We start from the raw sequence: 21,980 nt of genomic DNA, 5'->3' as shown, positions 1-21,980 counted from the left end.
TACCGGTACCCTGATCCGCCTCACACGGTACCGGCAATGGCGTTTTCGAGCAGCGTCAACGCCGCTTTCTTGGTCAGCTTGACCGGGTTGCCGCCGGCGGTCGGATCGACCACCGCCATGTCGGCGATCAGCCCCTTGCGCTTCTTGTCCATGTCGAGCCCCTTGATCAGGCCCGGCAGCGCATGCGGCACCTTGAGTTCCTTGCGCAGCTTGATGACCGCCTTGGCGAAACCGTCGAAGCCGCCCTTGATGCCGCAGTAGGCAGCGAGCCGGCCGATACGCTCCTCGATCGAGTCCCGGTTGAAGGCCAGCACATAGGGCATGAACACTGCATTGGTCATGCCGTGATGGGTGTCGTAGAGCGCGCCGATCGGGTGCGAAAGCGAATGGATGGCCCCCAGCCCCTTCTGGAAGGCCGCCGCGCCCATGGCGGCCGCGCTCATCATATGGGCGCGGGCGACGAGATCCTTGCCGTTGGCATAGGCCTTGGGCAGGTTCTCGAACACCAGCCTGATGCCTTCGACGGCAATGCCGTCGGCCATCGGGTGGTAGCCCGGCGCGCAATAGGCTTCCAGGCAGTGGGCGAGCGCATCCATGCCGGTGCCGGCGGTAATGAAGCCCGGCATGCCGACCGACAGTTCCGGATCGGCGATGACGATTGCCGGCAAAAGTTTCGGATGGAAGATGACCTTCTTGGTGTGCGTCGCCTCGTTGGTGATGACGCCGGCGCGGCCGACTTCCGAACCTGTGCCGGCGGTGGTCGGCACTGCGATGATCGGCGCAATGGCGTCGGAATCGGCGCGCGTCCACCAGTCGCCGACATCCTCGAAATCCCACACCGGCCGCGTCTGCCCGGCCTGGAAGGCGATCAGCTTGCCGAGATCCAGCGCCGAGCCGCCGCCGAAGGCGATGACGCCGTCATGCTTGCCCTTCTTGAACACGGCGATGCCGGCGGTGAGGTTGGAATCGACCGGGTTCGGCTTCACCTCGGAAAACACGCCATAGGGCACCTTGGCGTCGTCGAGGATTTTCAGCGTCGAAGCGACGACCGGCAGCTTGGCGAGACCAGGATCGGTGACGAACAGCGGCCGCTTGATGCCAGTCGCTTCCAGCACGTCGGGCAATTCCTTGATGCGCCCGGCGCCGAAGCGGACGGTGGTGGGGTAGTTCCATTTGGAGATCAGCTTGGACATGTCTTGTCTTTCAAATCAGATGGCTTCGCGCAGGTGGAAGGATTTCGGCCGGGTCAGATTGTCATAGCCGAGCGCCGACAGGGCAACACCTTTGCCGGTGTCCTTGACGCCGGTCCAGACCAGCGCCGGATCAAGATAGTCGCAGCGGTTCATGAACACCGTGCCGGTCTCGACACGGTCGCCTATCGCCACCGCATGCTCAATGTCGCCGGTCCAGATCGACGCGGTCAGCCCGTACGGGCTGTCATTCATCAGGGCGATCGCCTCCTCGTCGTTGCGCACCTTCATGATGCCGACGATCGGGCCAAAGCTTTCCTCGCGCATGACGCTCATCTGGTGGTCGACGCTGGTCAGCACTTCCGGCGCCAGATAGGGCGAGCCGGCCTTATCGTTAGCCACCTTCATATTGATACGTGCGACCGCGCCCTTGCGCAGCGCCTCGGCCTTCTGCTCGCGGATCAAATCGGCGAAGCGCGCCTGCGCCATCGGCCCCATCGTGGTCGCCTGCTCCAGCGGATTGCCGACGACATAGTTCTTGGTCTCGGCAATGAAGCCTTCGACGAACTGGTCGTAGACCTTCTCATGCACATAGACCCGCTCGATGCCGCAACAGCACTGGCCGGAATTGTAGAAGGCGCCGTCGACCAGATTGGCCACCGCATGGCCGAGCTTTGCGTCCGGCAGCACATAGGCCGGATCCTTGCCGCCGAGTTCGAGACCGAGAGTCATGAAAGTGCCGGCCGCTGCCTTCTCGATCGCGCGGCCGCCGCCGACCGAACCGGTGAAATTGACATGGTCGATCTTGCCCGAGCCGAGCAGCTTCTCGGTCTGGGCATGATTGAGCACGACATTCTGGAACACGCCCTTGGGCAGGCCCACCTTGTCGAAAGCCTGCTGAAAACGTTCGCCGACGAGCAGCGTCTGCGCCGCATGTTTCAGGATGACGGTGTTGCCTGCCATCAGCGCCGGCACGATGGTGTTGACCGCCGTCAGATAAGGATAGTTCCACGGCGCGATCACCATGACCACGCCGAGCGGATCCTTCTTCACATAGCGGCGGAAGCCGTCCTTCGGGTTGGACGCCGGCAAGGATTTCAGCGCAGCTTCAGCGATCTCGACCATGTAGTTGGTGCGTTCCTTGACGCCGCCGAACTCGCCGCCATAGCGCACCGGGCGCCCCATCTGCCAGGCGATCTCCGGCACGATCTCATCGGTCATCGCGACCAGCGCCTCAAGCATCGCCAGCATGTACTTTCCGCGCTCGACGATCGGCGTCTGCGCCCACTTCTCCTGCGCCGCCTTGGCGCGCTCGACCGAGGCATTGATCGCCTGGTCGGTGGCGACGGGACGCTCGGCATAGATCGAACCATCGATGGGGGATTTGAGTTTGACCGTTTCGGTCATTTTGTAAGCCCTCGCACTTTTACAACAATTGAAAATCGCATGAATGGGCACTGCCCCTCATCCGCCTGCCGGCACCTTCTCCCCGTATAGGGACGGGGGGAAGGAATGCGCACCAGCGCCGACGCTCGCGGGCTATTTAATACCGCTCGAACCCGCGGTGCAGTTCCCAATCCGTAATCCGGCGATCATATTCGAACTGCTCCCACTTGGCTGTGTGAACGTAGTGTTCGAGCACGTCGTCGCCGAGCGCCTGCTTCAGCATCCTCGACTTGGCCAGCGTCTCGGTCGCGTCGCGCAGCGTTTTCGGAATCTCCGGCAGGCGCGAAGCCTGATAGGCGTCGCCGACAAACGGCTTCTGCAGCTCCAGCTTCTCGTCGATGCCGGCGAGGCCGGCCGCGATCAGCGCGGCAAAGGCGAGATAGGGGTTGAGATCGGCGCCGCCGATGCGGCATTCCATGCGGATGCCCTTGGTGCCCTCGCCACACAGGCGGAAGCCGGCGGTGCGGTTGTCCTCGCTCCACATGATCTTGGTCGGAGCGAAGGTGCCGGCCTGGAAGCGCTTGTAGGAGTTGATGTAGGGCGCCAGGAACCAGGTGAACTCCTTAGCGTATTTCAGCTGTCCCGCCGCCCATTGCTGGCCGAGCGTCGACAGCGTCCAGTCCGCCTTTTTGTCGAAGAACAAAGGCGTCTTGCCGTCGGCGCTCCACAGCGAATTGTGGATATGGCTGGAATTGCCGGCGAGCCCGTAATTGTACTTGGACATGAACGAGATCGCCTTGCCTTCGGACTCGGCAATCTCCTTGGCGCCGTTCTTCAGGATGACGTGGCGGTCGGCCATGTCGAGTGCATCGGCATAGCGCACATTGATCTCTTCCTGGCCCGGACCCCATTCACCCTTCGAGTTTTCGATCGGGATGCCGGCAGCTTCCATCTCATTGCGAAGCCGGCGCATGACGCCTTCTTCCTTGGTGGTGATGCCGATCTGGTAGTCGCCGATATAGGGCGACGCGGTATCGAGACCTTGCCAGTGCTTCTTGCGGGCGGAGTCGTAGGTCTCGTTGAACAGGTAGAATTCGAGCTCGGAAGCGAAGTAGCCGATATAGCCACGTTCGGTGAGCCGCTTGACCTGCTTCTTCAGGATGGCACGCGGCGAATGCGGCAGGTCGTCATGAGTGTGGTGGTCGAGCACGTCGCAGATCACAAGTGCTGTCTTTTCGAGCCACGGAAGGCGCCGCAGCGTCGCGAGATCCGGCTTCATCACGAAGTCGCCATAGCCCTTCGACCAGCTTGCCGCCTTGTACCCCGGCACTGGCTCCATATCGATGTCGGCGGCGAGCAGATAGTTGCAGCCATGCGTCTCGTCATGGGCGGAATCGACGAAGTACTGCGCCAGGAAGCGTTTTCCGGCGAGCCGCCCCTGCATGTCGACGATGCAGGCCAGCACCGTGTCGATCTCGCCATTGGAGACCGCTTTCTTCAACTGATCGAACGAGAAATTTCCGGCCATTCCTTTGGCACTCCAGCGCTGGTCGATTGAGAGGGGTAAACGAAACCATGGCCGGCAGAACGCCGGCCATGGTCATGAGTGTGGACGTCAGTGGCCGGTTTCGCCGACCGCCTGTTCGGCTGCCTTGATGGCTGCCTGGCGCGCCGCGATGATGTCGCCCAGCGGCGGGCCCTGGAAGCGATTGCGCTCGAAAGCGAACCACACGATCGCCGTCAGTATGAAGAAGCCGACGGTGATGTACAGCGCCCAGTCGTTCGGTGGCTGGATGCCGATAACGAAGATCAGGATCATCGAGATGATCGAGAGAACGCCGAACAGCATGAAGATGCCGCGGCCCATATTCCACGGCCCCATCTTGTCCCACTTCGGCGTGCCCCAGGCCAGCATGCCGAGCACGATCGGCACGATGAACGACAGGAACAGGAAGATGACGGTGCAGGACACCACGATGGTATAAGCCGAAGTGCCGGCAACCGAAACCAGTGTCGAGCCCCAGACGAACAGCACCGACAGGATCGACGCCGTCCAGATCGCCGCCACCGGCGTGCGGTAGGTCGGGCTGACCTTGGCGAGCGCCGAGGAACCGGGCAGACCGCCGTCACGCGAGAAGGCGAAGATCATGCGCGAGGCCGAGGTAACGGTTGCAAGACCACACAGCAACTGGGCCAGGAACACGACGAGGTAGACGAACTCCTTGAGGCCGGGGCTGACGCGCTGGTCGAAAGCCCAGAAGAACACGTTCCAGCCCTGCTTGGCGGCATCGTCCATGTTCGGGATCATCAGCACGAAAGCGGCCAGGAACAGATAGCCGAATAGCGCCGACCAGATGACCGACATGACCATGGCGCGTGGCACCGAGGACGCCGCCTTGATGGTTTCCTCCGACGTGTGCGCGGACGCATCATAGCCGGTGATGGTGTAGATCGGCAGCAGCAGGCCGAGCGCGAACACCCAGGCATTCGATACTGACGGCCAGACGCTGGCGCCGGCCTCACCCGAGTAGTTGTGGAAGGTGAAGAGCCGGCTGAAATCCCAGGTCTCGGCGGAGAACAGGCAGACGACCGCGATCAGGATCGAGCCGAAGAAGATCAGATAGCCCGAAAAGTCGGTCAGTTTCGCCGTCAGCTTGATGCCGAGATGGTTGATCAGCGCCTGGGCGCCGGTGATGACAATCAGGAAGATCATCTGGTTGGTGAGCGTGCCCTCGATGCCGAGCGTCGGTCCGAAGGCGCCGATGAAGAACGTCCAGGTGCCGACATTGATGGCGCCGAGTACGGTGATCAGGCCCAAAAGGTTGAGCCAGGCCGTCACCCAGCCCGTGCCGCGATTGCCGAGGATCGAACCCCAGTGATAGAGGCCGCCGGCCGTCGGATAGGCCGAGCTGATCTGCGACATGGCGACCGCGAAGGTCAGCGAGACGAAGCAGCCCACCAGCCAGCCGATGCCGATGCCGATGCCGCCGGCGCCCGACGTTGCCTGCGCCAGCGAGTTGATGCCGCCCGACAGGATGCAGATGATGGAGAAGGAAACCGCGAAGTTCGAAAAGCGGCTAAGACGCCGCTCCAGTTCCTGGGCGTAGCCCATGCTGTGGAGGTGCTTTACGTCCTCCGCCTTATCAACTTCGGTATAACCTGGTGCTGCCATTTGAAGTCCCCTTTTTACGTTCTTAGCTGGCCGGCCCTGTTCCGGCCGGCTTGCGCCGGCCGGAGGATGTAGTCTTGCTGTTAACCGGCCGCCTGGCCAACGGCTTTTTCCGCAGCCGCGATCTCTGCAGCGCGGCGAGCGATATCGGCGCCGATCGGTGGGCCTTTAAAGCGGCGCGACTCGATGCCGAACCACAGAACCACCAGCAGAATGATCAGGCCGATGGCATAGTTGATCAGGATGTCGAAGGGCGGCTGGATGCCGGCATACATCAGCACCAGAACACCAAGCACCGTAATAATGGCGAACGGCTTGGACCAGATGCCGAGGCGGAATGGACCGAATTCGGTCCAGCTCTTCCCCTCGGCAAGCAGGCCGGCGGCCACCGGCATGGCGTAAGACACATAGAGGAACAATGCACAGCCAGCGGCCAGTGCGGCGAAAGCCGGCGAGTACAATGTCGCTGCGACCGCGAGCACCGCCCCGAGCCAGATCGCCGCCACCGGCGTACGCCATGTCGGGCTGACGGTCTTCCACACCGACGAACCGGGCAGGCCGCCGTCACGCGCGAAAGCAAAGATCATGCGCGAGGTCGACGTCAGTCCGGCGAGCGCGCAGATGAAGTTTGCCAGCACGATCGAGATGGCAATGATGCTCTTCAGCCAGAATGGTGCCGGCAGGTTGTTGAAGAGATTGAACCAGGCATTGGCGCCATCCTTGGCCGTTGCTGCCAGATCGGGGCTGGCCAGCACGAACGAAACGGCCATGACGAAGCCGAACACCAGCGACCATAGAACAGAATGGATCATGCCGCGCGGCACCGCCACCCGGGCATTGTGGGTCTCTTCGGACGTATGGGCCGAAGCATCGAAGCCGGTGATCGTGTAGAGCGGATAGAGCAGGCCGATCAGGAAGGCGACGAGTGCCGTCCGTGCCGTGGGAACGTATCCGGCTCCTGGATCACCAGTATTGTTGACGAAGGTGGTGAGCCGCGAGAAATCCCAGCTTGCGCCCCAGATCAGGAACATCGCGGTCAACACGACGGCGACGACCAGAATGAGGTAGCCCGAGAAATCCGTCAGTATGGTGGTGAGCTTGATGCCGAAATGGTTGATCAGCGCCTGTGCCACGGTGATAATCACAACGCCGATCACCTGCTCCTGATAGCCCCAGGCGGAGACGTCGTGACCGAACACGCCAGACCAGACAAGGTCCTTGAAGAGAGCATAGACACCGACATTGACCGAGGCGACGACGAAGATCAGGCCGAGCAGGTTGATCCAGGCCGTGGCCCAGCCCCAGCCGCGCCCGCCAAGAATTGACGACCAGTGATAGAGACCGCCGGCCGTTGGGTAGGCCGAGCCGATCTGGCCAAGGGACGCGGCCACGATAAGCGCAAAGACGCCGCCGATGATCCAGCCGATAGTCGCCTCGAAGCCGCTTCCGGTGGCCATGGCCAGCGGGAAGGACGTGATGCCGCCCGCCAGAATGCAAATGATCGAAAAGGAAATTGCGAAGTTCGAGAAGCCGCTCATGCGGCGAGCCAGCTCCTGGGCGTAGCCCATGCTATGGAGGGTTCTTACGTCCTCCGACCTCTCATGATCTGATGTATCCGGTCCTGCCATTTTCGTCCCCTCTTGTCTCTTAGCTGGCCGATTGAACTGACTTTCCTATTGCGTGTCGTCGGGAACCCTTGGCCTCTTCGGGTTCCAGATTCAAAAAGATGCCGGTGAGCAGATCCGCCCATTTCCGCTGCCCGGTCTCGCCGGTTATTTCGTCATTGCGGATTTCGATCATTGCGCAGGCAAGGCCGCGAGAGCGCGCATGGCGCTCGAGAGTGAAATAGACGCGGTCGGCCGGCGAATAGGGCTCATTGATGCCGACAGTGACGCCTGAGAGCCGCTGCAGCGCCGCTATCAGCGGCAACGCCAGCCGGCGGTCGTCATCATGGATGATGCCGATATGCCAGGGCCGGCTCCTGCCCTTGTAGACCGGAGTGAAGGAGTGGACCGACACCAGCCTCGTCTCCTGCCCGCGCGCCAGCCGGTCTTCGATGATGTTAGCGATCGTGTCATGAAACGGTCGCCACGACAGGGCGATGCGCTCGGCGCGCTGCGTCTCCGACAGGCCGGCATTGCCGGGAATGATCGTCGTCTCGCTGACTGGCGGCACCAGGTCGGGCGCTTCGAGCGGGCGGTTGCAGTCGACGATGAGGCGCGAGATCCGTGTTTCGATGAGCGTCGCATCGAGCGCGGCAGCCATGCGGCGGGCCACCGGCAGCGCGCCGGGATCCCACGCGATATGGCGGGAAAGATCTTCGGCGGGCAGGCCCAGCGTGCCGAATTCAGCCGGCAGGAAATTGGAAGCGTGGTCGCAGGTCAGCACGAAAGGGCTGGAGCCGCCGGGATTCGCCACCCCTACGGTACCAGACGATGCAAGGCTGGCGGGCCGAGCGTTCTCCATACTGCCGTCCCCTGGGAGCGCTGTATCTTATGTTACGTATTTTGCCTCATTGCGTCCCTGTGGATGATTTCATACAGTTTATCCGGCTTTGTCAAACGCGATTTCGGGGAAGCGCTGCAGACAGGGCAAAGGGTGGGGAAAACCATGATTTCCAGCATTGCCGAACTGATATCGGACCGCATCGGCACGATGCCGGCCGGCGAGCGCCGTGCCGCGCAGACGTTGATTGCCAACTATCCGCTGATCGGGCTGAAGACGGTCGCCGAGTTCTCGGCCGCGGCCGGCGTGTCGTCGCCGACGATCCTGAGATTTGTTTCCAGGCTGGGGTTTCAGAACTATCCCGAATTCCAGTCGGCGCTGCAGGACGAACTGGCGGCGCAATTGCAGTCGCCGGCCTCACGCACGCTCAACCCGGCGTCCCCAAGCGGTGCGGTGTCGCCGATGCTGGAAGCGACGCTGGAAAACATGCGTGAGACCTTCCGGCATCTCTCCGACAGGCAGCTTGCCGACATCGCCGCCAGGCTGGCCGAGCGGCGCGGCAAGACCTTCCTGATCGGCGGCCGTTTCACCGATCCGCTGGCGCGCTACATGGCCGCCCACCTCGCCATCATCCAGCCCGATGTCTACCACCTTGCCGGCCAGGAGAGCATCTGGCGCGACCGGCTGATCGACATGGGCAAGCGCGACGTGCTGGTGATCTTCGACATCCGGCGCTACCAGGACAGTCTGGTGCGCTTTGCCGAGACGGCGCATCAGCGCGGCGTGCAGATCGTTCTGTTCACCGACCAGTGGCTGTCGCCGATCGCCCGCTTCGCCCGCCATGTCATCGCCGGACGCACCGCGGTGCCTTCGGCGTGGGATTCCTCGGCGGCATTGTTCGTCGTCGCCGAGACGCTGATCGGTGCTGTCACCCGGCAACTCGAGGCTGATAGCGCCAAGCGCATCCGCGACCTGGAAGGACTACGCTGACAGCCTCAATGCCGGCCTCAGGCGCGCAACGTTACACAGATTTAATGTGCATGGCCGCGGCAGAATTGCCATAAAGCCATGATATTGCCGTGGCTTCGCACGTACCGGGTGCGTCGCTGCGTCTTTTTTGCTTGGGGAAGCCGGTAGACGTTTTGCCAACCGGAGTGCCGATGGCCGTCTGGAAACAGATCGTTTTTGCGCTTGTGGTCCTGGTCGCGGCCGCTGCCGCCTGGGTTCGCTATTTTCCAGGCGCGCCGGAGGTGCTGGCACGCTGGGGAATCGACTGGACCTATGCGTCGGCGCCCGCCACCACCGGCGCGGTCGACACGACGAAACAGGCAGGCCGCCGCAACGCCGCCGGCCGCCCGGCTAACGTCGTCGCTTTGCCGGCGACCACCGCAACCATCAACGATCGCCTGCAGGCGATCGGCACCGGCCGCGCCTACGCCTCGGTGACGGTCAACCCATACAGCTCCGGCCGGCTCGTTGAATTCCTGGTCCAGTCCGGCACCCGGGTCGACAAGGGGCAAATCATCGCCGTCCTCGATTCCGAGACCGAGGTGATCTCGCAGGATCGCGCCAAGCTCGCCTTGCAGGACGCCCACGACAAGCTCGAGCGGGTGAAGTCATTGAGGGCCTCCAACGCCGCGACCCCGGTCGCCGTCGCCGATGCCCAGGTGGTGCTGGCCGGCGCGAAACTGGCGCTGCAGGATGCCGAACTCGCCTTGCAGCGCCGCTCGATCGTAGCGCCGATCGCGGGCACAGTTGGCATCCTGCCGATATCGGCCGGCAATTACGTGACCAGCCAGTCGGCGATCGCCACGCTCGACGACCGCTCTTCCATCCTGGTCGAGTTCCTGGTGCCCGAGCGCTTTGCCGCCGCCGTCAAGGTCGGCGCGCAGCTGTCGGCAACGCCGATCGCCAATCCGAGCAAAGCCTATACCGGCACGGTGTCGGCCATCGACAACCACATCGACGAAAAGAGCCGCACGCTGCTGGTCAAGGCGGCGATTGCCAATCCGGCGGATTCGCTGCGCGCAGGCATGTCGTTCGGCATCACCATGCGCTTCCCCGGCGAGACCTATCCGGCCGTCAGCCCGCTGGCGATCCTGTGGGGTTCGGACGGCGCCTATGTCTGGCAGGTCGAGGACGGCAAGGCCAGGCGTGTTCCCGTGCGCATCATCCAGCGCAACACCGAGACGGTGCTGATCGACGCTGAGATCGAGGATGGCGACATGGTGGTGACCGAGGGCACGCAGAGCGTCAGCGAAGGCGGCGAGCTCCGCATCGCCGGCCAGAACCAGCGCGCCGCGAACGCCGCCGAAGGCTCATGACCGCAAACGCCAACACCGCCAGCGAAACCGGCTTCACCGCGCTCTTCATCCGCAGGCCGATCATGGCCTTCGTGCTCAACACGCTGATCGCGGTCGCCGGCCTTGCCGCCTTCTACGGCGTCGAGATCCGCGAACTGCCCGATGTCGACCGCGCCGTCGTCACCGTGTCGACGGCCTTCGAGGGCGCTGCCGCCGAGACTGTCGACCGTGAACTGACCGACACGATCGAGGGTGCAGTCGCCCGCGTCTCCGGCGTCAAGTCGATCTCGTCCACCTCCTCCTTCGGCTCGAACCGCGTCACCATCGAGTTCAACGACGGCGTCGACCTCAACGTCGCCGCCTCCGACGTACGCGACGCCGTCGGCCGCGTCGCCAACCAGATGCCGGAGACCGCCGATCCGCCGCGCATCGTCAAGGCCGACGCCAATTCCGATCCGGTGATGCGGCTGGCCGTCACCTCCGATAGCATGTCGGTGCAGGATATGACGGTGATCGTCCAGGACCAGATCGAGGACGAACTGGCCGCCGTGCCCGGCGTCGCCGACGTCCAGGTCTATGGCGACCGCGACAAGATCTTCCGCATCGATGTCGACCAGAACAAGCTCGCCAGCCTTGGCTTCACCGTTGCCGATCTTCGTGCAGCGCTCGCCTCCGTTGCTTTCGATTCGCCGGCCGGCTCGATCACCACCACCAACCAGGATCTCATTGTCCGCACCACGGCCGATGTGACGACGCCGGAGGAATTCGAAAACATCATTATCGGCGGCACGAGGCGCATCCGCGATGTCGCCACCGTCACGCTCGGCCCCGATATCGGCCAGACCACTTTGCGCTCCGACGGCAAGACCGGCATTGGCCTCGGCATCATCCGCCAGGCGGAATCGAACACGCTGGATATTTCCACCGGCGTGAAGGCTGCGGTGGCCAAGCTGCAGGAGAACCTGCCCAAGGGCATGTCGATCAAGATCACCAGCGACGACGCTGTCTTCGTCAACGGCGCGGTGCACGAGGTCGAAATCGCGCTGGGCCTGTCGATTTCGATGGTGCTGATCGTCATCTACATCTTCCTGCTCGACTGGCGCGCGACGCTGATCCCCGGCCTGTCGATGCCGGTTGCCATGATCGGCACCATCGCCGCCATCTATCTCGCCGGCTTCTCCATCAACATCCTGACCTTGCTGGCGCTGGTGCTGGCGACTGGCCTTGTCGTCGACGACGCCATCGTCGTGCTCGAAAACATCGTGCGACGGCGCAATGAAGGCATGGGGCCTCGCGCCGCCGCCGTGCTCGGCGCGCAGGAAGTGTTCTTCGCCGTCATCGCCACGACGCTGACCCTGGTCGCCGTCTTCGTGCCGATCTCGTTTTTGCCCGGACAGACCGGCGGCCTGTTCCGCGAATTCGGCTTCGTGCTCGCCATGTCGGTGCTGCTCTCCTGCGTGGTCGCGCTGACCCTGTGTCCGATGCTGGCCTCGCGCATGCTGACCGGCGCATCGCTCCACCATGAAGGTGGCCATGGCATTGGCGCGCGCATCGGCGGCGCGCTGAATTCAGCCTACAAACGTGGCCTGCATGCCTGCCTCGGCGCGCCGTGGATCGTGCTTCTGGTCGCGCTGCTGTTTGCCGCCACCGCCTTCGCTCTGTTTGGCACCATCCGCCAGGAATTGACGCCGAGCGAGGACCGCGCCGTCGTGCTTTTGCGCATCAACGCGCCGCAAGGTGTCAGCCTCGACTACACCACGCAGCAGATGCAGAAGATCGAACGGCTGATCCAGCCGCTGCGCAATTCCGGCGAGATCGTCTCGACCTTCGAAAATGCCGGCCAGAACGGTGCCTATAACTCAGGCTTCATGGTGATGACGCTGGCGCCGTGGGACAAACGCGCGCGCAGCCAGCAGGAGATCATGGCGCAGATCACCCAGCTGACCCGGCAGGTGCCATCCGTGCGCATCTTCCCGGTGCAGGCCAACAGCCTCGGCATCCGTGGAGCCGGCAACGGCCTGCAATTCGCGCTGGTCGGCAACGACCGCAAGGCGCTGGGCGACGCGGCAACGAAGATCATCGCCGAGATGCAGAAAGATGAGCGCTTCCAGAACCCGCGCCTATCCATCGATCCGACGCAGCCACAGCTCGCCGTTGCCATCGACCGTGAGCGCGCCTCCGATCTCGGCATCGACATTACGGGCTTGGCCAACACGCTGCAGGCAATGCTCGACGGCAACGATGTCGTCGACGTCTACATCGCCGACCGCAGCTACGGCGTGAAGCTGGTCTCGACCACCAACCCGATCAACGATCCGACCGATCTCGAAAACATCTTCCTGAAGACGGCCGACGGCCGCTTCGTGCCGATGTCGACCATCGCCACGCTGACCGAGCGTGCCGTGCCGCCGTCGCTGACGCGCGAACAGCAGCAGCCCTCGGTCGCCATCACCTCAAACCTGAACGGCAATTTCGCGCTTGGCGATGCGCTCGGTGTCGCCGAGCAGATCGCCACGCCACTGCTGCCGCCGGGCAGCCGCATCCTCCCGCTGGCCGAAGCCGCCACGCTCGGTGAAACCAACAGCGCCATGGTCACCATTTTCGGCTTCGCGCTGGTGATCATCCTGCTGGTGCTCGCCGCCCAGTTCGAAAGCTTCGTCAGCGCCGTCATCATCATGGCGACGGTGCCGCTCGGCCTTGCCTGCGCAATCTTTGCGCTGCTGCTCTCCGGCACCAGCCTCAACGCCTACAGCCAGATCGGCCTGGTGCTTTTGGTCGGCGTCATGGCCAAGAACGGCATCCTCATCGTCGAATTCGCCAATCAGCTGCGCGACCGTGGGCTGGGCGTGCGCGAAGCGATCGAGCAGGCCTCGATCATCCGCCTGCGGCCGGTGATGATGACGATGATCTGCACCATTCTCGGCGGCGTTCCGCTGGTGCTGGCCGCCGGCGCCGGTGCCGAGGCGCGCATCGCACTCGGCTGGGTCATCGTCGGCGGGCTGGGCCTCGCCACCGTCTCGACGCTGTTCCTGACCCCGGTCGCCTACCTCCTGCTCGGCCGCTTCGTCACGCCGAAGACGCACGAGGAAGCACGGCTGAAGCGCGAACTGGAAGAGGCCGCGTATACCAATGTGGAGCCGGCGGAGTAATTAATCCTCCTCGCCCCGTTTACGGGGAGAGGATGCCGGCAGGCAGGTGAGGGGCAGCGCCGAACGAATGCGATTGTCGCGTCAAACAGTCGGCCGCAGCAACAACGCCAATCATTGACATCAGCGCTGCCCCTCATCCGCCCTTCGGGCACCTTCTCCCCGTGGAACGGGGAGAAGGAAGAATGGCGCCTACGGCTTCAAAAACACCTTGCCGTTCGGCTTGGCCAGTTCAGCTGGCACCTTAGCCATCGCCTCATCCAGCGGCAGCACCGCTGTCACATCGGTCGACCAGCGTCCGTCGGAAAAGCGCTTCTGCGCTTCCATGATCGCCGGGCCGCGCTTGTCGCGGAACTGGCGCATCCATTCGACCAGCCAGAACCCTTCAATGTGCTTGTGCTGGAAGATCATCTGGCCGGGCTCGCGGATGACAGTCGTCTCTGGATCGAGCCGACCATAGACGATCCAGCGCGCGCGTTTCGGCATGGCGTCGAAAATGGTTGACGCCAGCGGCCCGGTCACCGCGTCGAGGAAAATGCGCGGCTGCTCGGCTTTGATGACTTCGCGCAGTGCCGACTTGAAATCCGGCGCCTTCTCGTTGAGCACATGGACAGCGCCGATCTCTTTCAAGAGCGGGATCTGTTCGTCACGGCGCACGGTGACGATCGGTCGGTAGCCCTCTTCCTTGGCAAGGCCCGCGATCAGCTTGCAGAGCTGGCTGGCGCCGGCGGTCATGATGAAGGCCTTTTCGCCCGTCTCCTTGACGATATCGAACATGGCGAGTGCCGTCAGCGGATTGACGATCATCGCCGCGCCATCCTCGTCGCGGACGGTGTCGAGCAGCGGAATGCAGCCCGCTGCCTCCGCCACCGCATAATCCGCCCAGGCGCCCCAATTGGTGACGCCGGTGGCAAAGGCAATGCGCTTGCCGGTCAGGCTTTTGGCATAGGGCTCGTCGCCCGTGGCAACCACTGTGCCGACGCCCTCAAACCCGGCCGGCTGGCCCTTGGCCCGTGGTTGGCCATACTGGCCCTTGATGAAGGCGACATCGGACGGGTTGATCGAGGCGAGGCTGACCTTGATCAACACCTGGCTCGGTCCGGGTGTCGGCACGCCGATGCGGCCCGGCGTGAGATAGGGCTCCATCGCTTCCAGTACGCTGCCGGAAGGCGTTCTGGTGTAGCCGTCGCCGCTGAGCAACAGCGCTTTCATCTCGGAGGGGATGGCCATGGCGGCTCCTTACGGTTTGAGGATGAGCTTGCCGGAAGAGCCGCGGCCGAGCACGCGTGTCAGCACGGCGGCTGCGTCGGCCAGCGGGTAAGTGCCTTCGATGACCGGCCGGACCTTGCCGGCCAAATACCAGCCGACAAGCTCCTTCATGTTGTTGGCGTAGACCCGCGGCTCCTTGGCGGTGAACGCGCCCCAGAACACGCCGACGACCGAGAAGCCCTTGACCAGCGCCAGATTGACCGGGAATTGCGGGATGGCGCCGGAGGCAAAGCCGATGACCAGCAGCCGGCCGTTCCACGCCATCGAGCGGGCCAGCACGTCGAAGGTTTCGCCACCGACCGGATCGAAGCCGACATCGACGCCCTTGCCGCCGGTGACCTCCTTCAGCGCCTCCTTCAGATTGTCGTAGCCGAGCGCGATATCGGCGCCGGCTTCGGCGGCAATGCGCCGCTTTTCCTCCGACGAGGCGACGCCGATGACGCGCGCGCCAAGCGCCTTGCCGATCTGGATGGCGGCGATGCCGGTGGCGCCGGCCGCACCCAGCACGCAAAGCGTCTCGCCGTCTCCAAGCGCCCCGCGCTGCTTCAGCGCATAATGCGACGTGCCGTAGCCGGCCAGCAGGGCGCAGGCCTCAGTGGCAGGCATATCAGGCGGCAGCGGCATGACGAAGGGTTCGGCGGCAGCTACCCGCTCGGCATAGCTGCCATGGGTCGAGAGCGCGGCGACCCGGTCGCCGATCTTGACCGACTTCACCCCAGGCCCGACCGCGACCACCCGTCCCGCGACCTCCATGCCGGGCACGAAAGGCAGCGGCGGCTTCATCTGGTAGAGGCCCTGGACGAGCAGGCCGTCGGGATAGTTGACGCCGATCGCCTCGGCCTCGATGACGACCGTATTGCCCTTGGCCTCTGGCTCCGGCCAGTCGCCATAGACGAGCTGGTCGAGCGGCGCGAAATCGCGGGCGATGATTGCTTTCATGCGCTCAGACCTTTTCCTGCGTGTATTTTCGGAGTTCGGTGCGCGCCACTTGCCGGCGGTGCACGGCGTCCGGCCCGTCGGCAAGGCGCAGGGTTCTGAGATGCGTCCACGAGCGGGCCAGCGGCGTGTCCTGGCTGATGCCTTGGGCGCCGAATATCTGCACGGCTTCATCCGTGACCTTGAGCGCGACACGCGGCGCGACGACCTTGATCTGGCTGATCCAGGGGGCCGCGGCGCGGGCATCGCCCCGGTCGATCATCCATGCCGCCTTGAGGCAGAGCAGCCGTGCCATCTCGATCTCCATGCGGCATTCGGCGATGATGTCGAAATTGGCGCCGAGTTTCGCCAAGGGCTGGCCGAACGCCTCTCGACGGACGGATCGCTGGCACAGCATCTCCAGCGCCATCTCGGCCTGGCCGATGGCGCGCATGCAATGGTGGATGCGGCCGGGGCCGAGCCTGCCTTGCGCGATCTCGAACCCCCTGCCCTCGCCGAGGACCAGGTTCGAAGCCGGCACGCTGACATTGTCGAAGCGAAGATGCATGTGGCCATGCGGCGCGTCGTCATCGCCATAGACCTGCATCGGCCGAAGCTTGGACACCCCCTTGGTGTCGGACGGCACCAGGATCATCGAATGCCGCCGATGCTGCGGGTCGCTTTCGCCGCCGGTCCGGACCATGACGATATAGATGGCGCAACGCGGATCGCCGGCGCCTGACGCCCACCATTTCTCGCCGTTCAGCACATAGTCGCCGCCTTGTCGCTCGCAGCGCATGGCGATGTTGGTGGCATCGGAGGAGGCGACATCCGGCTCGGTCATCAGATAGGCCGAGCGGATCTTGCCCTCGAGCAGCGGCTCCAGCCACGCCTTCTTGTGGTCCTCCGAGCCATAGCGCTCCAGCACCTCCATATTGCCGGTATCGGGCGCCGAGCAGTTGAAGGTCTCGGCGCCGAGATGCGCCTTGCCCATCTCCTCGGCCAGATAGGCATATTCGACGGTCGACAGCCCATAGCCGCGCTCGGAGCCGGTCAGCCAGAAATTCCACAGGCCGCGCTCCTTGGCCTTGTTCTTCAACCCTTCGAGGATCTCGGTCTGCCGCGCGGTGTAGACCCAGCGATCGCCGCTTTTACCGACCTCGCTCAGAAATTCATGATCGAGCGGCATGATCTCGTCGCGCACCATCGCGGCGACGCGGGCGTGGATCGGCTTCAGCCGCTCGGTCATGCCGAGATTCATGTCGCTCATCGGTCGCTAACCCTTCATGCAAGCCGCAGATTTATCCGTGGCAAGGATGACCGTACTTCGGATAGCCTTGTCAACGCGAACAGTTTTGCCGGGCCTTGGGGCCAAGCGCGGAGTATATCGATGAGCTATCTCGACGAGCTGTTCTCAGTCACCGGGAAGACCGCGCTGGTGACCGGAGCCGCAACCGGCATCGGCCGCATGGTTGCAACCGCCCTGGTTCAGGCCGGCGCCACCGTGATGATCGCGTCGCGCAAGGGCGAGGATTGCATCAAGGTCGCGGCCGAGTTGAACGGGCTCGGCGCCTCCGGCCGCGCCGAAGGTTTTGCCGGCGATGTCTCGACCGAGGCCGGCATTGCAGCACTTGTCGCCGAGGTCAGGACGCGCACCGAACGGCTGCACATCCTCGTCAACAATGCCGGCATATCCTGGGGCGCCTCGCTGGAGGATTTTCCCTATCATGGCTGGGCCAAGGTGCTGGCCGTCAACGTCACCGCCGTTTTCCACCTGACGCGCGAATTGCTGCCGCTGCTGGAAGCCGCGGCCAGCGACGCCGACCCGGCCCGCGTGATCAATCTGGGCTCGGTGATGGGTACCCAGCCGTTGGCCGACGATGCCTATTCCTACACCGCGTCCAAGGGCGCCGTTCATCATCTGACGCGCACGCTGGCGATCGAGCTCGCGGCGCGGCGCATCACCGTCAACGCCTTCGCCCCCGGCCCCTTCCAGAGCCGCATGACCGCCTTTGCCACCGGCACCGAGGAGAAAGCCAGACATGTCGGCAGCCATGTCCCCATCGGCCGTATCGGCGTGGCGGATGACATTGGCGGCGCAACGCTCTATTTGTGCAGCCGTGCCGGTTCCTATGTCACCGGCGCCATCCTGCCGATCGACGGCGGGCAGTCGGTGCAGCATGGGCTGACACTGTTCAAGGAATGAGCCGCGGCCAAATGAGCCGCGGCCAGCGGCAAGTGGAGGACACCGCAGTGGAACCGATCAGTCTCGATGTGCTTTTGGCCAGCGTCGGCAAGGAAGTCGGCGTCTCCCCCTGGCGCGTGGTTACGCAGACCATGATCGACCAGTTCGCCGACGCCACCGACGACCACCAGTTCATCCATTGCGATCCCGAGCGCGCCGCGCGCGAGACGCCGTTCGGCGGCACCATCGCGCACGGCTTCCTGTCTTTGTCGCTTCTCTCGGCGATGACCTTCGAGACCATGCCGCCGCTGGAGAAGGGCAAGATGGGGGTCAATCACGGTTTCGATTCGCTGCGTTTCCTGGCGCCGGTGAAGACCGGCTCGCGCATCCGCACCCGTTTCGTGCTGGCCGACGTCAAGGTCCGGCCGTCCGGTTGGGTGCAGACGGCGCATGACGTGACCATCGAGATCGAAGGCTCGAAGAAGCCGGCGCTGACCGCACGCTGGCTGACACTGACACTGATCGAGCGTGAGCCGGAGACCGCATGAGCGGTGACGCCAACGCGATCGATCAGGCAGCGCTAGCGCCCTATCTCGAGGCGCACATTCCGGGTTTTGCCGGGCTTTCCGCAATTGAAAAATTCAAATCCGGCCAGTCGAACCCGACCTATCTGCTGACCGCGGCCAGTGGCCGCTATGTCCTGCGCGCGAAGCCGCCGGGCCAGTTGCTGAAATCGGCGCACCAGGTAGACCGCGAATTCACGGTGATGAAGGCGCTCGCCGGTACCGACGTACCGGTGCCCAGGATGCTGCATCTGTCGGGGGAGGACTCGCCGATCGGCCGCATGTTCTACGTCATGGAGTTCCTCGACGGCCGCATCTTCTGGGATCCGGCGGTGCCGGAATCCAGGGGCAACGACGAGCGCGCCGCCCTCTACGATGCCATGAACGCCACGCTGGCGGCGCTGCACGATGTCGATGTCGAGGCGGTCGGACTCGGCGATTTCGGCAGACCCGGCAATTACTTCGAACGCCAGCTGGGCCGCTGGACCAGCCAGTACCGCGCCTCGGAGACCGGCACGGTCGCCGACATGGACCGGCTGATTGCCTGGTTGGAGGCGCATATGCCCGCCGATGACGCTCGGATATCCCTCGTGCATGGCGACTACCGGCTGGACAACATGATTTTTGCGGCCGGCGAACCGAAAGTGCTGGCAGTGCTCGACTGGGAACTGTCGACTCTCGGCCACCCCTTCGCCGACATCGCCTATCAATGCATGCAATGGCGCCTGCCGCACGCCTCGGGCTTTCGCGGCCTTGGCGGCGTCGACCGCGCCGCCCTTGGCCTGCCTTCCGAGGAAGCGTACGTTGCCGCCTATTGCCGGCGACGCGGTCTCGCCGGCATCGACAATTGGGGCTTCTTCCTCGCCTTCTCCTTCTTCCGTTTGGCGGCCATCTGCCAGGGTGTCTACAAACGGGCGCTCGACGGCAACGCCTCCAATCCCGAAAAGGCAAAGACTTATGGCGAGGCAGTGAAGCTGCTGTCGCATCTTGCCGGAAAACTGATCGACCGAACCTGAACCGACAGTGAGATATAATGGGGAGGCATAATGGGCCGTTTTGACGGAGCGACCGTGCTGATCACCGGTGCCGCCGGCGGCCTCGGCCGCGGTGCTGCCAAAGGCTTTGCCGCTGAAGGCGCCCGCCTGGTGCTTTCCGACATCGACGAAAAGGCGCTGGCCGATCTTGCCGGTTCGCTGCAGGCCGAGACGGCCATCCTCGCCGGCAATATAGCGGACGAAAAACTGTCCGAGGATCTGGTGAAACTGGCGGCGGACAAATTCGGCCGCCTGGATGTCGCCATCAACAATGCCGGCATCGTCCAGAGTTTCGTGCGCCTGCCGCAAGTGGCCTCCGACGAGGCGCGGCGCGTGCTGGACATCGACCTGCTCGGCGTCTTCTACGCTATGAAACACCAGATCCCGCAGATGGAGCGGCAGTTCAAATCGGACGGCAAAGCCGGCGTCATCGTCAACATCGCCTCGGTTGCCGGGCTGGCCGGCGCGCCGAAACTGTCGGTCTATGCCGCCGCCAAGCATGGCGTCGTCGGGCTGACCAAGTCGGCGGCCGCCGAATATGCCACCAAGGGCATACGCATCAATGCCGTCTGCCCGGCGCATACGCGCACGGCCATGGTCGACAGCTTCGTGCGCATCTCCGGCGCGCCGGAAGCCGAGGCGCTCGCCGAACTGACGCGCGGCGTGCCGATGAAGCGGATGGCCGAAGTGGACGAGGTCGTGTCAGCCATCCTGTTTGCCGCTGACCCCTCGAATTCCTTCATGACCGGCCATACGCTGGCCGTAGATGGCGGCGTCGGCGCGATTTGATAACCCCCATTTGATAGCCCCGATTTGGTAACCCCAGATTTGGTAACCCAGATTTGGTAACCATTGCCGGTGGGGAACCTGCGGCGCCCTTGTTCGTTTCCGTACAGCGTATATAATTTAACCAACACCCACCACATGAAGGCCGACTCACGTGCCGCTGAGCGTCCAGAAACGCCGCGAAAAACAAAAGGCCGAACTGCGTTCCGAGTTGCTCGACGCAGCCCACAAGCTCGTCAAGGAAGAGGGCTACGAAGGCCTGACCATCCGCAAGCTGGCCAACCGGGTCGGCTATGCCCCGATGTCGGTTTATTCCTACTTCGCCGACAAGCAGGACATCCTGTTTGGGCTGGCCGAGGATGCGTTCGAAACACTTGCCCGCAACATCGAAGCGCATCCCTCCGACGACCCGATCGAGGCGCTGAAGGCTGTGATGACCGAATATGCCGCCTTCGGGCTCGGCAACCCAAACGAATACCGCACGGTCTTCATGACTGAAAAGACCAAGCTGCCGGAGGGCCGAAGCTATGAGGACATGGAAGAAGGCAACCCGGCGATGAAGGCGCTGATCTCAAGGGTCGAGGCCTGCGTCGCCGCCGGCAAATTGCACGGCGATGCGCGTGCCATCGCCACCATGCTGTGGGCGGTCGGCCACGGCACCATCTCGTTGCTGATCACCTTTCCATTCTACCCCTTTGGCGATCCGCAGGCTTTCGTAAGGCGGATGTGCGATTCCACCCTCGCCTCGCTGACCACGCAGGACGTGCCGCCGCTGACCGAGACCCCGGTCAACTGCTGATTCCCAAGGCTTTTCAATAGTCTGATGCCGTGATTGACGGCCCGGCGAAGCGGCTTACCTTGTGTCAGTACGCCGCAATTTTCGGGGTTCAAAAAAATTTATCGTACGCGTACGTTTTTCTGACTTGAAAACCCGGCTCCTCGGACGTATCTGTACGTTATCTCGTACATGTACGAAAACAAATTGACCGATGGAGACTGACATGAACAAGACCCTTCTCGCCCTCGCCACCGTGCTGGCGCTTTCCGGTTCGGCTTTCGCCGCCAACGGCAACCATCCGGTCAAGCAGGCCACGGCTGCCACCTGCGTCGACACCAAGACCAATGCCAAGCTCGATTGCAGCGTGACCGGCTCGGTCGAAAAGTCGGACGTCAAGGCGAAGGGCCCGCGCCTCGGCATCGAGATCAACCCGTGGATCGTGCCGAGCACGTTCTAAGTTGATCGCGCGCTCGACCACCGAACAGCACAACGTCTAAGGGCGGCAGGATAATCCCGGCCGCCCATTTTTCCCTCGGTGCGAACCAGGGGGTAATCGAACAATTAATTCTTGCGCGTCTTTCGTCCCGGCACGATCTTGGCCTTGCCTGGCCTCGCCGGCGCACCGGGGATGGCGGTCGCGGTGATCGACACCGGATCGCTGGCCGGGAACGTGTCCTCGAGGCCTTCCTCAAGTTCCTCTTCGGCACTCACCTCGTGATGCTGCTCACGTTCGAGCGAGCGCACCGCCGACGTCTTCTTGACCGGTGACTTCGGTGTGGATTTCGGCGGCATCGGCATTCTCCCTCGACAG

The 21,980-nt window shown here is 63.5% G+C and carries 19 protein-coding genes; 9 read left to right on the top strand and 10 right to left on the bottom strand.

Annotated features, from left to right (window positions below; all coding sequences use genetic code 11):
* Nucleotides 1-20 precede the first annotated feature (20 nt).
* From ACWGTO_RS08745 to ACWGTO_RS08720, 6 genes are all read right to left on the bottom strand, one after another.
* Nucleotides 21-1,193: an iron-containing alcohol dehydrogenase gene (locus ACWGTO_RS08745; protein ID WP_454574464.1), complete on the bottom strand. Its 1,173-nt coding sequence runs from the start codon at nt 1,191-1,193 to the stop codon at nt 21-23.
* 15 nt (nt 1,194-1,208) lie between these two features.
* Nucleotides 1,209-2,597: an aldehyde dehydrogenase family protein gene (locus ACWGTO_RS08740; protein ID WP_454574463.1), complete on the bottom strand. Its 1,389-nt coding sequence runs from the start codon at nt 2,595-2,597 to the stop codon at nt 1,209-1,211.
* A gap of 136 nt (nt 2,598-2,733) precedes the next feature.
* The gene (locus ACWGTO_RS08735; RefSeq protein ID WP_454574462.1) at nt 2,734-4,104 is read right to left on the bottom strand and encodes a glutamine synthetase family protein; all 1,371 of its coding nucleotides are present in this window, start codon (nt 4,102-4,104) and stop codon (nt 2,734-2,736) included.
* 87 nt (nt 4,105-4,191) lie between these two features.
* Nucleotides 4,192-5,748, bottom strand: a complete 1,557-nt coding sequence (locus ACWGTO_RS08730; protein WP_454574461.1) for an amino acid permease — start codon at nt 5,746-5,748, stop codon at nt 4,192-4,194.
* A gap of 80 nt (nt 5,749-5,828) precedes the next feature.
* Nucleotides 5,829-7,373, bottom strand: coding sequence for an amino acid permease (locus ACWGTO_RS08725; RefSeq protein WP_454574460.1), 1,545 nt, complete (start codon nt 7,371-7,373; stop codon nt 5,829-5,831).
* Between the two features lie 19 nt (nt 7,374-7,392).
* A complete protein-coding gene (locus tag ACWGTO_RS08720) occupies nt 7,393-8,211 on the bottom strand; it encodes an N-formylglutamate amidohydrolase (protein WP_454574459.1) in 819 nt (272 codons plus the stop codon).
* Nucleotides 8,212-8,355: 144 nt separating this feature from the next.
* On the opposite strand from ACWGTO_RS08720, the gene ACWGTO_RS08715 reads away from it, so the two are divergent.
* The 3 genes from ACWGTO_RS08715 to ACWGTO_RS08705 all read left to right on the top strand — a co-directional run bounded on the left by ACWGTO_RS08715 (nt 8,356) and on the right by ACWGTO_RS08705 (nt 13,642).
* Complete coding sequence (locus ACWGTO_RS08715; RefSeq protein WP_454574458.1) at nt 8,356-9,180, top strand: MurR/RpiR family transcriptional regulator; 825 nt, start codon at nt 8,356-8,358, stop codon at nt 9,178-9,180.
* Between the two features lie 170 nt (nt 9,181-9,350).
* Nucleotides 9,351-10,514: an efflux RND transporter periplasmic adaptor subunit gene (locus ACWGTO_RS08710; protein ID WP_454574457.1), complete on the top strand. Its 1,164-nt coding sequence runs from the start codon at nt 9,351-9,353 to the stop codon at nt 10,512-10,514.
* Complete coding sequence (locus ACWGTO_RS08705) at nt 10,511-13,642, top strand: efflux RND transporter permease subunit (RefSeq protein WP_454574456.1); 3,132 nt, start codon at nt 10,511-10,513, stop codon at nt 13,640-13,642. Before ACWGTO_RS08710 ends, ACWGTO_RS08705 begins: the two co-directional genes overlap by 4 nt.
* Before the next feature lie 189 nt (nt 13,643-13,831).
* On the opposite strand, the gene ACWGTO_RS08700 is transcribed toward ACWGTO_RS08705, so the two are convergent.
* Genes ACWGTO_RS08700 through ACWGTO_RS08690 form a run of 3 tightly spaced genes read right to left on the bottom strand, consistent with a single transcriptional unit; the run spans nt 13,832 to nt 17,093 of the window.
* Complete coding sequence (locus tag ACWGTO_RS08700) at nt 13,832-14,869, bottom strand: zinc-binding dehydrogenase (protein ID WP_454574455.1); 1,038 nt, start codon at nt 14,867-14,869, stop codon at nt 13,832-13,834.
* A gap of 9 nt (nt 14,870-14,878) precedes the next feature.
* The gene (locus tag ACWGTO_RS08695) at nt 14,879-15,847 is read right to left on the bottom strand and encodes an NADPH:quinone oxidoreductase family protein (RefSeq protein ID WP_454574454.1); all 969 of its coding nucleotides are present in this window, start codon (nt 15,845-15,847) and stop codon (nt 14,879-14,881) included.
* Nucleotides 15,848-15,851: 4 nt separating this feature from the next.
* The gene (locus tag ACWGTO_RS08690) at nt 15,852-17,093 is read right to left on the bottom strand and encodes an acyl-CoA dehydrogenase family protein (RefSeq protein ID WP_454574453.1); all 1,242 of its coding nucleotides are present in this window, start codon (nt 17,091-17,093) and stop codon (nt 15,852-15,854) included.
* A 120-nt stretch (nt 17,094-17,213) separates the two neighbouring features.
* Between ACWGTO_RS08690 and ACWGTO_RS08685 the strand changes: the two genes are divergently transcribed.
* The 6 genes from ACWGTO_RS08685 (at nt 17,214) to ACWGTO_RS08660 (ending at nt 21,626) form a co-directional block, all read left to right on the top strand.
* Entirely contained in the window at nt 17,214-18,029 is an 816-nt protein-coding gene (locus tag ACWGTO_RS08685) for an SDR family oxidoreductase (protein ID WP_454574452.1), read from the top strand.
* An 11-nt stretch (nt 18,030-18,040) separates the two neighbouring features.
* Complete coding sequence (locus ACWGTO_RS08680) at nt 18,041-18,556, top strand: MaoC family dehydratase (protein WP_454574451.1); 516 nt, start codon at nt 18,041-18,043, stop codon at nt 18,554-18,556.
* Nucleotides 18,553-19,587, top strand: a complete 1,035-nt coding sequence (locus ACWGTO_RS08675; RefSeq protein WP_454574450.1) for a phosphotransferase family protein — start codon at nt 18,553-18,555, stop codon at nt 19,585-19,587. The genes ACWGTO_RS08680 and ACWGTO_RS08675 overlap by 4 nt, the downstream gene beginning before the upstream one ends.
* Nucleotides 19,588-19,617: 30 nt before the next feature.
* Nucleotides 19,618-20,394 carry an SDR family NAD(P)-dependent oxidoreductase gene (locus tag ACWGTO_RS08670; RefSeq protein WP_454574449.1) on the top strand — a complete coding sequence of 259 codons (777 nt, stop codon included), beginning with the start codon at nt 19,618-19,620 and terminating at the stop codon, nt 20,392-20,394.
* Between the two features lie 151 nt (nt 20,395-20,545).
* Nucleotides 20,546-21,190 carry a TetR/AcrR family transcriptional regulator gene (locus ACWGTO_RS08665; RefSeq protein WP_454574448.1) on the top strand — a complete coding sequence of 215 codons (645 nt, stop codon included), beginning with the start codon at nt 20,546-20,548 and terminating at the stop codon, nt 21,188-21,190.
* A 202-nt stretch (nt 21,191-21,392) separates the two neighbouring features.
* Nucleotides 21,393-21,626, top strand: coding sequence for a DUF680 domain-containing protein (locus ACWGTO_RS08660; protein WP_454574447.1), 234 nt, complete (start codon nt 21,393-21,395; stop codon nt 21,624-21,626).
* Between the two features lie 104 nt (nt 21,627-21,730).
* On the opposite strand, the gene ACWGTO_RS08655 is transcribed toward ACWGTO_RS08660, so the two are convergent.
* The gene (locus ACWGTO_RS08655; RefSeq protein ID WP_454574446.1) at nt 21,731-21,961 is read right to left on the bottom strand and encodes a hypothetical protein; all 231 of its coding nucleotides are present in this window, start codon (nt 21,959-21,961) and stop codon (nt 21,731-21,733) included.
* Nucleotides 21,962-21,980 lie beyond the last annotated feature (19 nt).

It is taken from the genome of Mesorhizobium sp. PL10 (assembly GCF_053714315.1).
This window is presented reverse-complemented; position numbering and strand designations above follow the sequence as displayed.

Coding starts and splice junctions, on each gene's coding strand:
- ACWGTO_RS08745 (WP_454574464.1), bottom strand. CDS start 1,193: ATGTCCAAGCTGATCTCCAAATGGAACTACCCCACCACCGTCCGCTTC.
- ACWGTO_RS08740 (WP_454574463.1), bottom strand. CDS start 2,597: ATGACCGAAACGGTCAAACTCAAATCCCCCATCGATGGTTCGATCTAT.
- ACWGTO_RS08735 (WP_454574462.1), bottom strand. CDS start 4,104: ATGGCCGGAAATTTCTCGTTCGATCAGTTGAAGAAAGCGGTCTCCAAT.
- ACWGTO_RS08730 (WP_454574461.1), bottom strand. CDS start 5,748: ATGGCAGCACCAGGTTATACCGAAGTTGATAAGGCGGAGGACGTAAAG.
- ACWGTO_RS08725 (WP_454574460.1), bottom strand. CDS start 7,373: ATGGCAGGACCGGATACATCAGATCATGAGAGGTCGGAGGACGTAAGA.
- ACWGTO_RS08720 (WP_454574459.1), bottom strand. CDS start 8,211: ATGGAGAACGCTCGGCCCGCCAGCCTTGCATCGTCTGGTACCGTAGGG.
- ACWGTO_RS08715 (WP_454574458.1), top strand. CDS start 8,356: ATGATTTCCAGCATTGCCGAACTGATATCGGACCGCATCGGCACGATG.
- ACWGTO_RS08710 (WP_454574457.1), top strand. CDS start 9,351: ATGGCCGTCTGGAAACAGATCGTTTTTGCGCTTGTGGTCCTGGTCGCG.
- ACWGTO_RS08705 (WP_454574456.1), top strand. CDS start 10,511: ATGACCGCAAACGCCAACACCGCCAGCGAAACCGGCTTCACCGCGCTC.
- ACWGTO_RS08700 (WP_454574455.1), bottom strand. CDS start 14,869: ATGGCCATCCCCTCCGAGATGAAAGCGCTGTTGCTCAGCGGCGACGGC.
- ACWGTO_RS08695 (WP_454574454.1), bottom strand. CDS start 15,847: ATGAAAGCAATCATCGCCCGCGATTTCGCGCCGCTCGACCAGCTCGTC.
- ACWGTO_RS08690 (WP_454574453.1), bottom strand. CDS start 17,093: ATGAGCGACATGAATCTCGGCATGACCGAGCGGCTGAAGCCGATCCAC.
- ACWGTO_RS08685 (WP_454574452.1), top strand. CDS start 17,214: ATGAGCTATCTCGACGAGCTGTTCTCAGTCACCGGGAAGACCGCGCTG.
- ACWGTO_RS08680 (WP_454574451.1), top strand. CDS start 18,041: ATGAGCCGCGGCCAGCGGCAAGTGGAGGACACCGCAGTGGAACCGATC.
- ACWGTO_RS08675 (WP_454574450.1), top strand. CDS start 18,553: ATGAGCGGTGACGCCAACGCGATCGATCAGGCAGCGCTAGCGCCCTAT.
- ACWGTO_RS08670 (WP_454574449.1), top strand. CDS start 19,618: ATGGGCCGTTTTGACGGAGCGACCGTGCTGATCACCGGTGCCGCCGGC.
- ACWGTO_RS08660 (WP_454574447.1), top strand. CDS start 21,393: ATGAACAAGACCCTTCTCGCCCTCGCCACCGTGCTGGCGCTTTCCGGT.
- ACWGTO_RS08655 (WP_454574446.1), bottom strand. CDS start 21,961: ATGCCGCCGAAATCCACACCGAAGTCACCGGTCAAGAAGACGTCGGCG.